At 52.6% G+C, this 12151-nt stretch carries 17 protein-coding genes and 2 pseudogenes; 7 read left to right on the plus strand and 12 right to left on the minus strand.

Annotation, left to right across the window (positions count from 1 at the left end; genetic code table 11):
• From AB5Z09_RS21030 to AB5Z09_RS21075, 10 genes are all read right to left on the minus strand, one after another.
• On the minus strand, nt 1–1470 hold a 1470-nt coding region (locus AB5Z09_RS21030; protein ID WP_368196154.1), incomplete at its 3' end, for a replication endonuclease.
• A 3-nt stretch (nt 1471–1473) separates the two neighbouring features.
• Nucleotides 1474–1719: a hypothetical protein gene (locus AB5Z09_RS21035; RefSeq protein ID WP_202004195.1), complete on the minus strand. Its 246-nt coding sequence runs from the start codon at nt 1717–1719 to the stop codon at nt 1474–1476.
• Complete coding sequence (locus AB5Z09_RS21040; protein WP_368196155.1) at nt 1716–2165, minus strand: hypothetical protein; 450 nt, start codon at nt 2163–2165, stop codon at nt 1716–1718. Before AB5Z09_RS21040 ends, AB5Z09_RS21035 begins: the two co-directional genes overlap by 4 nt.
• A complete protein-coding gene (locus AB5Z09_RS21045) occupies nt 2162–2359 on the minus strand; it encodes a hypothetical protein (protein ID WP_368196156.1) in 198 nt (65 codons plus the stop codon). The genes AB5Z09_RS21040 and AB5Z09_RS21045 overlap by 4 nt, the downstream gene beginning before the upstream one ends.
• On the minus strand, nt 2356–2616 hold the full coding sequence (locus AB5Z09_RS21050) for a helix-turn-helix domain-containing protein (protein WP_368196157.1): 261 nt from the start codon (nt 2614–2616) through the stop codon (nt 2356–2358). The genes AB5Z09_RS21045 and AB5Z09_RS21050 overlap by 4 nt, the downstream gene beginning before the upstream one ends.
• A gap of 2 nt (nt 2617–2618) precedes the next feature.
• Nucleotides 2619–2807, minus strand: a complete 189-nt coding sequence (locus tag AB5Z09_RS21055) for a hypothetical protein (RefSeq protein WP_124928296.1) — start codon at nt 2805–2807, stop codon at nt 2619–2621.
• Nucleotides 2808–2872: 65 nt separating this feature from the next.
• Complete coding sequence (locus AB5Z09_RS21060) at nt 2873–3331, minus strand: hypothetical protein (protein WP_368196158.1); 459 nt, start codon at nt 3329–3331, stop codon at nt 2873–2875.
• A gap of 10 nt (nt 3332–3341) precedes the next feature.
• Nucleotides 3342–3851, minus strand: a complete 510-nt coding sequence (locus AB5Z09_RS21065; protein WP_368196159.1) for a phage regulatory CII family protein — start codon at nt 3849–3851, stop codon at nt 3342–3344.
• Nucleotides 3844–4113, minus strand: coding sequence for a hypothetical protein (locus AB5Z09_RS21070; protein ID WP_058056134.1), 270 nt, complete (start codon nt 4111–4113; stop codon nt 3844–3846). The genes AB5Z09_RS21065 and AB5Z09_RS21070 overlap by 8 nt, the downstream gene beginning before the upstream one ends.
• A 21-nt stretch (nt 4114–4134) precedes the next feature.
• Nucleotides 4135–4323 (minus strand): Cro/CI family transcriptional regulator, encoded by a 189-nt coding sequence (locus AB5Z09_RS21075; protein WP_323951406.1) that lies wholly within the window; start codon nt 4321–4323, stop codon nt 4135–4137.
• Nucleotides 4324–4441: 118 nt separating this feature from the next.
• Here AB5Z09_RS21075 and AB5Z09_RS21080 point away from each other — a divergent pair, with 118 nt between their 5' ends.
• From AB5Z09_RS21080 to AB5Z09_RS21105, 6 genes and pseudogenes are all read left to right on the plus strand, one after another.
• Nucleotides 4442–5137, plus strand: coding sequence for a S24 family peptidase (locus AB5Z09_RS21080; protein ID WP_323951404.1), 696 nt, complete (start codon nt 4442–4444; stop codon nt 5135–5137).
• A gap of 53 nt (nt 5138–5190) precedes the next feature.
• A complete protein-coding gene (locus tag AB5Z09_RS21085) occupies nt 5191–6354 on the plus strand; it encodes a nucleoid-associated protein (protein ID WP_368196160.1) in 1164 nt (387 codons plus the stop codon).
• Nucleotides 6354–7661: a hypothetical protein gene (locus tag AB5Z09_RS21090; RefSeq protein WP_368196161.1), complete on the plus strand. Its 1308-nt coding sequence runs from the start codon at nt 6354–6356 to the stop codon at nt 7659–7661. The genes AB5Z09_RS21085 and AB5Z09_RS21090 overlap by 1 nt, the downstream gene beginning before the upstream one ends.
• A 141-nt stretch (nt 7662–7802) precedes the next feature.
• Complete coding sequence (locus AB5Z09_RS21095; RefSeq protein WP_368196162.1) at nt 7803–8858, plus strand: site-specific integrase; 1056 nt, start codon at nt 7803–7805, stop codon at nt 8856–8858.
• A gap of 84 nt (nt 8859–8942) precedes the next feature.
• On the plus strand, nt 8943–9251 hold the full coding sequence (locus AB5Z09_RS21100; RefSeq protein ID WP_368196163.1) for a hypothetical protein: 309 nt from the start codon (nt 8943–8945) through the stop codon (nt 9249–9251).
• A 432-nt stretch (nt 9252–9683) separates the two neighbouring features.
• Nucleotides 9684–9929, plus strand: a pseudogene (locus AB5Z09_RS21105) (Arm DNA-binding domain-containing protein); the annotation flags it as partial.
• Between the two features lie 141 nt (nt 9930–10070).
• On the opposite strand, the pseudogene AB5Z09_RS21110 reads toward AB5Z09_RS21105, so the two are convergent.
• Both AB5Z09_RS21110 and AB5Z09_RS21115 read right to left on the minus strand, forming a co-directional pair.
• Nucleotides 10071–10289 (minus strand): annotated as a pseudogene (locus tag AB5Z09_RS21110) (transposase); the annotation flags it as partial.
• A gap of 345 nt (nt 10290–10634) precedes the next feature.
• Complete coding sequence (locus AB5Z09_RS21115) at nt 10635–11705, minus strand: permease (protein WP_159157135.1); 1071 nt, start codon at nt 11703–11705, stop codon at nt 10635–10637.
• A gap of 106 nt (nt 11706–11811) precedes the next feature.
• Between AB5Z09_RS21115 and AB5Z09_RS21120 the strand changes: the two genes are divergently transcribed.
• A complete protein-coding gene (locus AB5Z09_RS21120) occupies nt 11812–12138 on the plus strand; it encodes an ArsR/SmtB family transcription factor (protein ID WP_368196164.1) in 327 nt (108 codons plus the stop codon).
• The last annotated feature ends 13 nt before the right edge of the window (nt 12139–12151 follow it).

Below are 12151 nucleotides of genomic sequence, written 5' to 3' on the forward strand. Positions count from 1 at the left end.
CTTCTTGGCGTTGCTGATGCGGCGCAGCTCGCGCCATACCCCGACCGGGGCGCCGCCGATCTGCTGGAAGGTGCGAATGCCCCACCAACTGGCCCAGGCCACGGCATGCAAGGCGCCCTCATCGGCGGCAGTGCCTGCCTCTTCGTCATCGTCCAGGTAGGCGCCGTCGATGTTCTTGGCAATGTATTTGGCGATATAGCCCGCGGAATCGCCCTTGGCCGGGTCTATCTCTTTCCAGTCGAAGCGGGGAGTAAAGTCGGTAAAGGGTGGGGCGCCCTTGATATCCCGCACCAGCTCTTCGTGGTCATCGGTCAGGGCATAGCGTTGCAGGATGCCGATCACCCGGTTGCGATCTTCCGGGCGCATAAATAGCAGCAGGTGCCAGTGCGGGGTGCCGTCGTGGTGAGCCTCGCACACGCGAAATCCATAAACGGGCGCGTTCCACCGTTTGAGGGCGGCTCTGGCGCGGCTCCAGAGTTTGGCCAGATAGGCGCAGGTCTCCCGCGGCGTGGCCCCTTGATAGCGCTTGTTCTCTACCGCTTTGCCGTTGTGCTTTTGTGTCCAGGCATGAAAGCGGCTCGGGGCGGTCCAGGTGAAGAAGACCCCCACATGACCCTGCTCCTCTGCATAGTCATTGAACCCCCGAGCACGCACCATCATTTCGTTGCGGCGGTTCACCGGGTTGGCGTTGCTGGCCTCCCAGCAATCCTTCATCGACACGACCAGATCATACTGCTCGTTGACCACTTCCGACTCGGCCAACCAGCGCATCATGGCCCGCTTGCGTTCGCGCACCACCTTCATGGTGGCGTTCGATACATATGCCGACACGCCCTTGCGTACCTTGCCGAGCAGAATGTTGATCTGCTCCTGCAGCCGATCCCAGCAGCGGTTGACGCGCTTCTCCCACCACTTGGCGGAGAGCAGGCGCACCAGCACGCTCAGGATCCAGTTATCCCGCACCTCATCGGATTTGAATTTGGGCATCTTGCCGATAAAGCCCCACTGGTCGGCTGGTTGGCGCATCAGCTCCCAGGTCTGCAGCAGATCCGGCTCGGCTCCGTCTTTGATGCCCTGCTCGATGTGCTTGTAAATGGCTGCAGTCTGGTTGGCGAACTGGTGGGCCACCTTCTTGCGGCCATCTTCATCGCGCATCTCCCTTGGGTTGACCGGTATGGAGTGGAGCAGCTGGCGCACCCAGCGGGTGCGCTCCCGCAGCCAGATATTGGCTGCCCGGCAATGGGTGAAGCTGCAATCCTTGCGGCGCCGTGCATACTGCTTGAACAGGTCGCGGGTTAACTCGGGGGAGAGGCCATCGAGCAGCTGGATAGCCCACAGCAGATCGTATTGGCCGCGTGGGCCGCCGAAAACGGCGTCAAAGTTGACGCCGGGCAGAGAGTTGCAAAGGGTGTTGATGCGCTGCAGCTGTGCCTTTCTCGACAGCGGCAGCCGGGTGGTGAGCTTGGTCATGCGTTAAGCGGATAACGTCTTGATGCGAAACAGGCATCCACTGATGCGCTGCTGGGCATGGGTTTTCATTCGCCGGGCGGCCGCGCACTGACGCAGCAACAGCTTGATGCTGACGCGGGGGCGGGCAGGTAGCCGGCGCGCATGGGCCAGCTCCCGTTGATAAAGACGCAGCCGCGCTGCGTCTTCCCGATAGGTCTCTTGCCAGCGATACATCTGGCTGGTCAGTTCCTGCTGCAGGTGATGAGTCACTTGATCACCTCACCTTGCCCATGAAGTGGCGCGCACTCCTGCCACCACTCGCCAATCTCTTTGGCCAGCGCGGTTTCGCCCTGGCCCAGCGCCAGCCAATAGACAGAGCGCACGGCACCGAGCGCCAGCAGCTCCCGGGGGATATCCCGATCGCCTCTGGCCTCACCGCCGGCGGCGATAAACTCGGCGCGGGCTGCCAGCCAGTGGGTGGTCAGCGGGTTGTGTGCGGGGAGTGGTGCCGCCTCTTCATCGTCCTCGTCGCCGTCATCATCGAGCAGATCAGCCGGGTTGCTGGTCGCAACCAGCTGCAGCTGGATGTACTGCTGGCCGGAGTAAACCCCGCCCAGGGCGATGCGGTTATCTTCGGCATTGGCGGCGAACATATCGGCCAGCAGCCCTTCGGCCACCTTGGGCGCCTGGCGGGCAATCTTGATGATGTCGCTCATTGGCAGGTCCTCCGGTTGATGCTGACAAACAGCTGGTGCCAGCGCAGGGCACGCTTGGCCTGGGCTAACAAGGTTTTCCCCTCAGTTCCTCTGAGGCATGAGGAGTGGCGGGCTTTGGCGGTGAGCCGCTGGCGCAGGCGCGGCAACTCGGCCAGCGCCTCCTGCTCGGATACGGGATGGAAGATCTTGGTCATGCCTGCACCTCCGGCGTGGCGATACCGGTCAGCACCCAATCGACATGGCGTTTCAGCTCCGGGTGGTTGGCGATCAGCAGGAACAGGCCGCCCCCGATCTCGCGGTATCCCAGCTCGTAGTTCTTGAGCGTGGTGGGCGGAATGCCGAGCTGGTCGGCAAACTTGGGGCGGCTCAGCTTCAACTGCTCCCGCAACTGACGCAGGCGCTTGGCGGCATGGTGGTTGAGCAGATTGATTTGGGTCGGTTGTGCGTTCATGGTCAGGCTCCTTGTTGAGTGGTGCAGGGGTTGAGGCGGCTGAACAGAGAAGCCCAAGCCAGTGCGGTTGACCGCTCCATAAGCGCAACCCCGTCCGGGTGTTGGCTAAGACGGGCGCCATAGCGGCCCGTCAGCTTGCGTTGTTGGATGCGAAGGTTGCGCAGTGCGCAGGGGATCGCTAAAGTTGCCATGTCGACTTCCTCATACGTTGTTGATAAGGCCCGCTTGGAGTTGCCGCTCCGTAATGCGGGCTTTTTTATTGCCCAATGGGACGTGGGCCTTGCCCGGTCATCTGGCTTGCTGCCAGCACCGCGCGTTTCATGCGCAGCTTTGCTGCTCTCTCTTTCTTCTCTCTTTCGATATCTCCGATGGGTCTGGTCTTTGGTGCCGGGTGCCATTCCCTGCGGTCACAGCCACCACGAAATTCGCTTTGATATTCCAGTGCGATCACGGCAAGGCGGATTGCCTCGCGCTGTGCATATGGAAGCGATGACAGGGTTGCGGTCATCAGTTCACTCCGTGACTGGCGGGCGATGGCGCAAATCGCAGCTTTCTTGGCGGAGCTGAGCGCCAGCCAGTCGGTATCGAGACTGGAGCGATACTTGCCGAGAATCTCACGCAGGTTTAAGAAGCCTGCTGTGTTGATGGCTGCCTGTTGCATTGGGGTCAGACCAGCCAAATTGATTTGCTCATAGTCGATGTGCTTGGTTTGCATGGGTTCCCCCTTACATGGTCATGGTTTGCATCAGGATGTCTGACGCACAGGCCAGGGTCGGGACCGCTTGAAAGCGAGCCTCAATGTCGTGGATCAGGATGGCGAGTGACCCCATGGCCGAGGTGGCCACACTCACCAGGGTGTTGCGCTCAGAGCGGGAGATCCGGCCGCGGTCTGTCAGCTCCAGCGCCCGCTGGCCGATGCTGGCGATCTTGGCGTTTAGATCGATGGCCTGGTGGGGCAGGGAAGGGGCTCGATCAGCCTTGGGAATAGCCACTGCAGTGAGGCCACACTCCAACAACAGACCATCGAACAGGGTCTCATCCCCCTCGGTGGCGTGATAAATGGCCACCAGTTCCCGGGCGGTGAGTTGGTGCGGTTGTGCCGGGTTCAGCTTGTTACGCAGTACCTGCTCACCGATACCTGCAGCGCGGGCAACCTCGGCCAATGAATGGCTGGCGGCAAAGCGCGAGCATGCAGAGTCAAAGTGATGATGTTTGCTGCAAGTTTGCTCAAACATGGCTTTCATCCCTCTGCTTGCGCGACACTCTGGGACGACGCACTGGCGCCGTTGCAGGTGCCAGGCCCGGCTGATTCATGGCTTGCTGGGTGTAGAGCACCAGGTTGATCAGCACTTTTTCCGCGCGGCCTTGTTTGGGCATGATGGGAATGCGCCCGGCACGCACGTAGTTCTCGATCGTGCGCTGGGTCAAACCGGTCCGTTCGGAGAAGCTCTCGACCGTGCAAACCGGGGTGTCTATGTGGATAGGGGCTATGATCATGAGTGCCTCCTGTTGCTTAAGTTACGCGCTTCCTTGCGCAGTTTGAGTCTGTTCGGCTTTCAATTTGCCGCCAGTCAGTACTTCGATTTGGTAGGCTCGGCCCTTCGGGATTTGTTCAGCCCACTTGCTGACAGCTACATGTGAAATTCCCAGTGCTTTCGCGGTTGCTGTTACCGTGCCGAAGTGCTCTATCACTTCAGATTTTTGCATTACTCACCTCTCTTTCCGTTCCATAAGTGTCGGGATGAGATGAATGTAACTTAAGGGTCGATTTGAGATCAAGCGGTTTCGTTGCTTTAGTTACGGTGCGGGGTGGTAACTTAGGTTTATGGAAACTATCAATGACCGGATATCTGCACGCAGACGCGCGCAGAAAATGAGCCAAGACGAACTTGCTAAGCGAATCGGGATTACCCGCGTTTCAATCAGTAAGTGGGAATCTGGCCTGAACCAGCCTAAAGGCCGTTATCTGAACGATTTGGCCGAAGCGCTGGGGGTAACTGTTGACTGGCTTTTGACAGGGAGTGGGGATACACCTGAGCTAGCTGAAGAACAGCCTATTCCTGGTTATCACAACGTCGAACCGGCGGTAATGCTGCCTGGCAAACGGATCCCGATACTAAGCTATGTCCAAGCGGGCAACTGGCGCGAGATGTGTGAGCAGGCCACTACCTTCGATGGCAATGTTGAGTTCGTATCTGCAAGCGGTGAGATCGGCCCCTTTGGCTTTGGTCTTTGGTTGCGTGGTGACTCCATGTTGCCGCAGTTCAAAGAAGGGGACTTGATCATCGTTGACCCCGACGAAGCGCCACAACCTGGGGACTACGTCGTGGCCAAGAACGGCAGCAACGAGGCCACTTTCAAAAAGTACCGACCCCGCGGCATCGACGAGAACGGGCAAGAGGTGTTTGAACTGGTCCCTCTCAACGACGATTACCCCACCATGCACTCCGATCGACAACACATCCAGATCATCGGCGTGATGGTAGAACACCGGATTTTTCGTAAACGACAAGGGCGCTAATGCGCCCTTTTTTTATATTTTTAATGGGATGTGTAGACGATCGGGGATAATAAATGAAAGTAAATAAAATAATAATCCATCTTTTAAAAAAAGAACAAGAAAGCAATGTGACCGAGATTGTTCCTGGGGAAACATTATTATCATCAAGTGATGAAAATACTATAAAGTTAGTTGATCGTCTTGATAAATTGTATAGCCGTCGTGGCAATGCTGCAATTTATGGTTCCTTTTCTGATTCAGGTGTTAACCCTTTTCCTAATGCAGTCTCAAAATATGTCGCAGATGAAAGTGTTGATAAACAGTTCATTGCTATGAGTCGGGTGGCTATGAGCCAAGTTGAAGAGTCTGCAAGTAAGATATCTCAAGCTACAGGTGGTTATATTGTTTTTTCTCATTATGAGGATGACAATGAAGTAGAGTATATTTTGATTGCAAGTATTAAGGCAACCAGTGGTCTAAATATAAGTAAAGATCTTAAGATAATCTCTGTACCTGAAATCGATTTATCAAAAATTCACCAAGCTGCACGTATCAATGTATCTGCTTTCAAAACATCAACGTTAGGGGCTGCTACTGAGGACGTTAATGATTTAGTTGAAGATGAAGATGAAGATGAAGATGAAGATGAAGATGAAGATGAAGATGAGTCTGCTGAAGACAACGCACCTTATTATCTGAGCTTTATTAGCCCTAGAACAACGGATGGTGTGTCAGGATATTTTTCTCGTGGCTTAGGTTGTAGTGATGGAGTTAAACCAATCAAAGCAACAAAAAATACATTCAAGTTAGTAGATAAAATAATGTCTCACCCTGAATTAAATCAATATAGGATTGATGTTGTTCGGTCTGTGACTGATTACTTGAAGGCAGTTAAAGATGATAAAACATCTGTGGCTAGTATTGATGGTATTGAAAATGCAATAAAACGGGCAATTCCTATTAATTTGCATAAACATACTGGTGATATATTTGCCTTAGCAAACTCCGAAGAATTCAAAATACCTGAGGAGTTTAATGTTCATAGTAAAAAGTTAGATGAGTTAACCCGTATATCAATCAAGTCTAGAAAGTGGGAAGTTAACTTTGATAAAAACATGCTAGGGTTCACTGAGAAAAGTGAGATATGGTATAATGAAGATGGAAATTCCCTTGTTATTCGCTGCAATAAAGAACTTAAAGCAGCCTTGGATAAGATAAAACAGGACAGTCTCAAGTGATGGATAAAGCACTTCGCATAGCAGTTGAAATATTTAGGCTTATTGATGAGCCTGAATTTAATGACTCATGCTATAGTGGGGTGCTACCTGTATCGCCGAGGCTTCTTTCATTGTTGAAAGAACTGCTAGATAACTGCGATGATAAGTATGTCATAGATCTTCATGATAAGTCTGCTATTCCTGCAGTGCCTGATTTTACCTCGGAGATTGACAAGAAAGGCAGACTGACAGAATTCTCTGGTTGTTCATCGATTTTGATTAAGGTTGTCTTGCCTCAAAATGAAAATGGTTATTTTTACAAAGACATTAATGAATGGCTTAGTTTTAATAATCATTGTCTTTCGATAGAAATGATAGACTCACCATTCTATATCATTCATGGTGATCGATTGTCAGAGCCTGGCTGTGAGTTAATAAATAATGCAGGTTTGCTGTATCAATTTATTGATAAGTTGAAAAAGCTGGCAAACTATCACGACCAAAAATCAAAGTCCGGTTCATCAGAAAAATTAGTTTTCGTTAAGCCTGGTAAGGATGATAGTAGCAGGGCAACACTTGTTGTAGATTCCTCTGTGACATCTAACCTGTTTATGACTCCATTACCTGACTTAAAGTTACTTGAGGAAATAGTTTCATCCCAAGTGAATGATTTTCACCAATCAGAAAAGATATCTGTATTTAAAACCTCATTGATAGAGGTAGCCGAGCAATTAGGCTCAATGAATAACGTTGCGCTAACATCTATAATCGAATCTTGGTCTGAAATAATAGATTCATTTAACGAGTCGTGGGATAACTATCTTAATAACTTTTCATTTCAAAAAATCCGCTCTGAATTGGCAGAGCAACAAGTTGTATTTACTCAAAAGCTAACGGATACTGTCATTAGTTTAAGTGGAAAGTTGCTGACAATTCCAGTGTCAATAGGCACTCTTACATTTCTTGATAAGTATGCTGATGTTACAACACTCAGCTTGTCTATATATTTTTTGGCTGCAATTGTACTTGTTTATTCTGTTCGAGTGTCTATCGTGGTTCAGTATGATTGTTTAAAAGAAATACAAAAAGCATATAAGAGAGTCTTTATTAAAAAACGCAAAGAAACCAAACAGCAGTTAAATTTTATAGATGTAGAAATAACTAATATTTCATCTGCTCTTGATGGTTTATTTAAAAAGTTGGAAAGAAGAATAAGGCGCTATTTAGAATTGTCGTGGTTGCCATTGTTGGCGCTAATATTATTCTACGCGTATTCGTCATTAGATAATTGGTTCCCTTTTTATCAAGGGTTATTAAATCTTAAATAATATTGGTGTCCTGTTCGTTACTCTACTTCGTTTTTGGTTGGTCTATTAAGTTCTATTATTTTTGTATATTGTATTCCTAGCTAAACATACCCCATCATTATTGATATGCTGTATATAGGTACAGTGTTTTTTGGGGGGGATATGGCAGTAAGAAAACAAACATCAGGTAAGTGGCTTGCCGAGATCTATCCGGAGGGAAGGCCAAGCAAGGCTAACCCCCACGTGCCGAGGCTACGAAAGCAGTTTGCCACCAAGGGCGAGGCACTGGCGTTCGAGCGCTTTGTGCTGGACCCAGACAAGGGCAAGCCTTGGCTGGAAGGGCAGGGAGAACCTACCGATGGTCGACATCTCTCCGATTTGGTCGAACTCTGGTTTGGTCGCCATGGACAAAGCCTGCGTGATGGTGAGGCTCGTAAGTCCAAGCTGCTGACAGTCTGTCATGCCCTCGGGAACCCGATGGCTGTGAACTTCACCGCTCGCGATTTTGCGGCATATCGTGAAGCTCGTCTCTCGGGCGATATCACTGACCGACGCGCCATCAACCAGGAGAAACAGGGCGTCACACCCAATACGGTGAACCGCGAACATGCCTACCTGCGTGCGGTCTTCAACGAACTGAAAAGACTAGGGGAGTGGCAGGGGGAAAACCCCCTTGATGGGCTGCGGGCCTACAAGGTGGCAGAGGCCGAGCTGGCCTTCCTCTACCCCGACGAACTCAAGCGCCTGCTGGCCGCCTGCGCCGATAGTCAAAACCCCGATCTGCTGCTGGTCGTGAAACTCTGCCTCGCCACCGGCGCTCGTTGGTCTGAGGTGGAGGAGCTGACCCAGTCTCAGGTATCCCCCAATCGCATCACTTTCACCCGTACCAAGAGCAAGAAAAGCCGCAGCGTACCCATCAGCCCCGAGCTCTATGCCCAGTTGCCCAGAAAGCGCGGCCGTCTGTTTGGTGACTGCTATCGTGCTTTCGAAATGGTGGTCGAACGGGCAGAGCTGGAGCTACCACCTGGGCAGAATACCCACGTTCTACGCCACACCTTCGCCAGTCACTTTATGATGAACGGCGGGAACATTCTGGTGCTGCAGAAGATTCTGGGTCACTCCACCATCGCCATGACCATGCGCTATGCCCACTTTGCCCCTGATCACTTGGAGGATGCTATTCGTCTAAATCCTCTTTCTGTTTGTGGTTTAGAATAATCTGGGTAGGGTGGAGGCTGAGGGGTTCTGATGAAGGGAACTAGGTCTGATATCGAGTTGTGTGAAGCCCTCTCAGGGTTTTTCGTGGATAACGAAGTGGACTATCGCTACATCGTCAAAGTAGCCAAGGCATTTCCCATAGAGCATGTGGAAAAAGCCCTGTTCGAATGGGTTGCCCCTGTCTGTTACACCAACATGTTGACTCCTGTCCCTGAGATTTGGAGCGGCTTTGAGAGGGATCGGCTTTGGCTTGATATCCAGGCCCTGCTGAAAGAAGAATCCGAAGCGGGTCTTCTTAAGAAAACCACCATCAACTTGCGGCAGTTTTATCTGCGTCGGGAGTATGCCGAGGAGTGGGGAAAGCTGCAGAGAATGCTGTCAGGTGGGGGCTGAAAGTGGCGACAAAGTGGCGACAAAATTTTAAATGGGTGGTCATTTTTGGTTGTCATTGGTTAACTAACTCTTTGATTTTTATGTAAGTACTTGTTTTTTCATGGGGCTGAATCAGATTTAAAATCCCTCGACGTTCGCGTCGTGCCGGTTCGATTCCGGCCTCGGGCACCAAACTATAGTTTCATACAGTCTCAAGACATACCATAAACCCGCATAGCTAAAGGCTTTGCGGGTTTTTTGTTGTCTCTCGTCGTATCATAAGGCCTCATGACATCCCCCCGAGTTTGGGGGTACTTTTGGGGGTACATGTTCCTACTGGGGTAAAAAGTACCCCCACATGCCCGCAATCCCGCGCCATTCCTGGCCTGTGAGGTAGAGGCTTATACCCCCAGCGTCTGTCATGTACCCCCAATTGAATCGGGAGATACCCCCATGCCGCTATCTGATACCGCAGCTCGACAAGCCAAGTTCACTGGTAAGCAGCAGAAGCTGTCTGATGAAAAGGGCCTCTTTTTACTTATAACTTCGTCGGGGAAGTACTGGCGCCTCAAGTTCCGCTTTGCTGGAAAGGAGAAGGTGCTAGCTCTAGGGGTCTACCCAGAGGTTTCCTTGAAAGAGGCGAGGGCTAAGCGAGAGGAGGCGCGCAGGCAACTGGCAGACGGTATCGACCCCAGTCTTGCCCGTAAGCAGAGCAAGGTGGCCAACCGACTCGCCAGCGAGAACAGCTTTGAGGTCATTGCCAGGGAGTGGCACCAGAGTCAGCTAGCTCGCTGGAGTCCAGGCCATGCCCAGCGGGTAATCGAGTCTTTGGAAGCTGTGTGTTGCTCGCAGAGTGAGGTTGAAAATCCCCTTGAGCATCAGGAAGGTTGCGATGGTCTGGTCAGTGTAAAGCTGGCTGTGGCCCCGCCGCCCATGATGGTCGTGGTGAAACCAGTTGCTCATGGCCTCGGCATCAACCCAGAAGGTGAGTGAACCACGATTAATCAAAGACTTGTTGTATTTAGGCCAGTTTGTGATGGGGTGAAGCGACGTGCCCATGATGCAGATTTGAAGAGGATGGTGGTGATCAGATCACCGAGTCCTCAGTTAGTTCCATTCAAGCTGCATCTATTTGGGGAACAACGCCGCTTGCAGGCTTTGCTGACATTATTGAGCTCTTTGGCGAGCTCTAGCAGGCTGAGTTTGCGAGGTGCTACTTTCTCGTTGGTGGTCATACGGTGACTCCAGATAACACGGTAGGAGTACCGTGTTGTTATCCGGTTTGAAGCCGTATGACCACTCCCTTTTGTGGGCAACTGTCAGGTGAATACCATTTCCATACAGGAAGCCTGATGGTTTCACACTCAGCTGGCTTAACATTCTGCCTGCTTAAAAATGGGTGGTTTAAAACAGCAGTTGCGTCAGGTAGCCCATCAGGATCGCCATGCCGAGGATCACGGTAAGGAAGGCCGCAATCATCGGGGTTCTGAACATCGATTTGAGCAGGATCACCTCGGTCAGGCTGGCACCTGCACTGCCGATGATCAGCGCCATGACGGCGCCCATCCCCATCCCTTTGCCCAGCAGTACCGACGCCAGCGGGATCACGGCCTCGGCGCGGATGTAGAGCGGGATCCCGACGATGGCGCTGAAGGGGATGGCCAGCGGGTTGTCGGCGCCGGCATGGGCGGCGATCCACTCGGCCGGAATAAAGCCGTAAATAAACGAGCCGATGAGCACCCCCAGCAGCAGGAAGGGCAATACCGCTTTGAACTGCTGCCAGGCATCGATGCGAGCTTTGACCCAGGCGGTGGGGAGCTGTGGCGCTCTGGTCAGGGTTGCCGTGCCATCGCCGCAGCAGGAGAGGGTGGCCTGCTCTGCCATCTCTGGTTGCTGAGCCGGGCAGCACGCTGCCCCGTTGAGGGGTTTGATTGCGCGAATGGCACTGCGTTGGTTGTCACTGCAATGTGCTTGAGTGGTGGCGCGGGTCGCCAGGCCACAGCCGCTACCGCAAGAGGGGGTGGCCTCTTTGGGGTCGATGACATGGCGCTCGAATCCCAATCTGTCGAGCAGCATGCTCGCCATGACGGAGACGCTAGCGGCGATCACGGCGTAGAGCAGGGTCACTTTCCAGCCGAAGGTGGCCCACATCAAGCCGACGATGATGGGGTTCAGCAGTGGCGAAATAAACAGGAAGGTGAGGGTGGGGCCAAAGCCAGCCTTGGCCGAGAGCAGCCCTCTCAGCATGGGGATGGTGGAGCAGCTGCAAAAGGGGGTGACGGCACCGAGCAGGGCCGAGAGCAGATAGCCCTTGCCATGGCGCGCCCCCAGCATCCGCTGGATCTTCTCGTCGGGGATCTTCTGGCGGATCAGGCTGACCCCGGCGCTAATGACCAGAAACAGCACCGACAGCTCGACAGCCAGAAACAGGAACATCTGGGCTGCATCGGTCAGCATGGTTAACCACTCATTCATTGTCGTATCCTCACTTGGTTTCTATATTTCCAAAATAATCGAAATGAATGGTCAGTCAAGATATTTCTGGTATTATCGAAATATCAAATTCGTGGAGGGCGCAGAGATGCAACTGGAAGAGGTCGCCAAAGCATTGAAAGAGCTGGGTCATCCGACCCGGCTGTTTATCTTCAAGCATCTGGTCAAGGCGGGAGAGCAGGGGCTGCCGGTGGGGGAGCTGCAAAAGCAGCTGGCGATCCCCGCTTCCACCCTCAGCCACCATATCGCGGCGCTGGTCTCGGTGGGGCTGGTGAAGCAAAACCGGGAGAGTCGCACCCTGCTTTGCGTCTCTCAATACGCGGTGTTGGAGGAGATCATCGCCTATTTCCGCGATGAGTGTTGCGTCAATAGCCCGGAGCATCGGCAAGATCAAAGGCAAGAGCTGCCTTCCTGAGGGCTATGGCTGC

This window comes from Aeromonas sp. R2-2 (assembly GCF_040908355.1).
Lineage (GTDB): Bacteria > Pseudomonadota > Gammaproteobacteria > Enterobacterales > Aeromonadaceae > Aeromonas > Aeromonas veronii.